The sequence below is a fragment of the uncultured Streptococcus sp. genome (assembly GCF_938036805.1).
Classification (GTDB): Bacteria; Bacillota; Bacilli; order Lactobacillales; family Streptococcaceae; genus Streptococcus.
On record NZ_CALHWC010000032.1, the window covers coordinates 1 to 2,309 of the forward strand.

3 protein-coding genes are annotated in these 2,309 nt (G+C 43.3%); all 3 read right to left on the reverse strand.

The features are described from left to right. Window positions 1-78: 78 nt before the first annotated feature. Window positions 79-1,116: a sensor histidine kinase KdpD gene (locus Q0191_RS01500; RefSeq protein ID WP_297663188.1), complete on the reverse strand. Its 1,038-nt coding sequence runs from the start codon at window positions 1,114-1,116 to the stop codon at window positions 79-81. Then, window positions 1,083-1,781 carry a response regulator transcription factor gene (locus tag Q0191_RS01505; protein ID WP_297663189.1) on the reverse strand — a complete coding sequence of 233 codons (699 nt, stop codon included), beginning with the start codon at window positions 1,779-1,781 and terminating at the stop codon, window positions 1,083-1,085. Before Q0191_RS01505 ends, Q0191_RS01500 begins: the two co-directional genes overlap by 34 nt. A 12-nt stretch (window positions 1,782-1,793) precedes the next feature. Next, window positions 1,794-2,309: lantibiotic ABC transporter permease (locus Q0191_RS01510; RefSeq protein ID WP_297663191.1), on the reverse strand; the 516-nt coding region annotated here is incomplete at its 5' end.

Here is a 2,309-nt window from a genome sequence, read left to right on the forward strand (position 1 = left end):
TGGGACGACGAAATCGAATTCTAACGAATTACCGATTTCTGTCCCACTCTCTTTTATCATCTTGATTGATTTCCTTTGTTATTTGCCTTTTAAAGCTACAGTCAACTCGACACAGGCTCCTCCTTGATCTGGATTGAGCAGGGTCAGACAACCACCATGCAAGAGAGCCACCTGCTTAGAAAAGGCTAAGCCGATACCATGATGGGGATTAGCTGAATTGCGGCTTTGGTCACTCTGGTAAAAGAGCCGTTCCGCTCCCAGCAGCATCTCCTCTGAAAATGAAGGACCGTTGTTCCAGATAGCAAAAACCAACTGGTCCTGCTGCACTGATACCGTCAGCTTCACTTCCTTTTGGTCCTGGTCAGCATGTTCAAGCGCATTCAGTAAAATATTGAGCAAAGCCCGTTTGAGATAGTCCAAATGAATCGACAAAATCAGACTAAGATCACAATCTTCTTGGAGGTAGAAACTATAGCTTTCCTGTTTGCTGAACAGTGCCCAGTCGTCCTGTAGATAAGCCAAAAAATCCTCCAAGGAAAGCTGACTGAACTGATTAGAATCAATCTGAAAAGTCTTAGCGTAATCAATCAAAGAGCCACAATATTCTTCCATCTTGTGACTGGCCTGCAAAATCTCAGCAGCATAGTCTGCCTGTGGCTGGCCTAACTTCGCCAATTCTAAAAGCTCAGCATTCCCCTTAATCACAGTTAGGGGCGTTTTCAAATCGTGCGATGTCGCTGATAGCTGTAAAATCAACTCCTGATTATGCTGCTGCTCTCTTTCTAGAAGACGAGCATTTTCTTGGTGGCTGCTCCGTAAATCCCTATAGACTTCTAGCATTTCCTCAATCCGAAAAAGCTGGCTTTGATTTTCTTCTAAAAGCTTCTTGCTCGTTAGCATTTTTATTTCCCTGTCGATTTTTCGGAGCAATTTCAAAATATGATAAAAAGTAATCAGCAGCAAGCTTCCTGCCCAGAAGAACAAGGTGAAAAGGGCATAATCGCTGCCTTGTGTAAATTCATAACCTATAAGCACAAAAATCAAAACATGAAAAAAGACGATTTTTAAACTGGTTGTCCAGACTAGGCTTTTGAAATTTCGGGTTCTAATTGCCATCTATAGCCTACTCCTCTCACAGTTGCGATTGCTTGCAGCCCTTCTTGTTTGCATTTTTGACGAATCTGATATACGTATTCTGAGATGGAGCGAAGCTGTGTTTCTGAGCTTTCTGGATAAAGCAAGGTATGCAGGCGTTCAGCTGAAAAGGTCTGCTTGGGATTGCTAGCTAGTAAATGCAGTAACTTAAACTCTCGCTCTGAAAACTTCAAGACTTTACCAAAACAGGCAACTTCATAGCGCTCAGGATAAAATTGACAAGAAGCAATTTCAGAATAGCGCTCCTCACGTCTTTCCTCCCGCCGAAGATGAGCCCTGACACGCGCCAGCAATTCTTTGGTTCCAAAAGGCTTGACAACATAGTCATCTGCTCCACGAAAGAGCCCTTCCACTTTGTCCGCCTCCAACTCCTTGGCCGTCAGAAAGATGATTGGACACGAAAGATGAGGACGAATGTAGGAACACAGCTCAAAACCATTGACAGGCTCCATCATCACATCCAGCAGAATCAAGTCATATCCGACAAAATGCGTCAATTCTAGCTCTTCTATCCGATCAAGTGTCGTCACATCATAAGCATCAAGCTCTAGGACATTTTTCACCAGCTTCAAAATGCTCCGGTCGTCATCAACCACCAAAATACGATACTGTCTCATAATTTCCATTATAGCATACCTCTAGCGAACATCTCGTTTCAAGGTTAAGAATATAGCAGAGCTCCAAACCAAAGCTAGCCAGAACAGCTGTATCCCCAGACCTGATAGATCTATTGAATGCTGAAGCCCTTCATACTCAAAAAGATTTAGGGTAGCCAGATCGGGCAGGTATTTTGCTTCTTTGATAAAAGTTGCCAATAAACGGCTAAGACCAATCAAGAGAGGAAAGAGCACCGACACCGGCACAACCCAAGATTGAAATAGCAAAGCGAGGCCGGCAGTTAAAAAAGCCAGAAAAAGATTGCTGAGAAGACCAAAAGAGCTGTAATAAAGGAATTCCCCCAGTAAGGACCAGCTAAAGTCTAGGTCAAAACGAGCCAGCATAACAAAGAAACAGCTACTTATAATGACACTATAGAGAACCAAGAGCAGCAAGAACAGAAAAAGGATTTTCCCAGCCAACCAAGCCCTTCTATTTGATACGGTTAGAAAATTCGTTCGCATCCCAGACTTGACAAACTCCTGGGCAAAATAGAG

Bases quoted from the DNA above. Each gene is read 5' to 3' on its own strand.
- Q0191_RS01505 (WP_297663189.1), bottom strand. From the start codon at position 1,781: ATGGAAATTATGAGACAGTATCGTATTTTGGTGGTTGATGACGACCGG.
- Q0191_RS01500 (WP_297663188.1), bottom strand. From the start codon at position 1,116: ATGGCAATTAGAACCCGAAATTTCAAAAGCCTAGTCTGGACAACCAGT.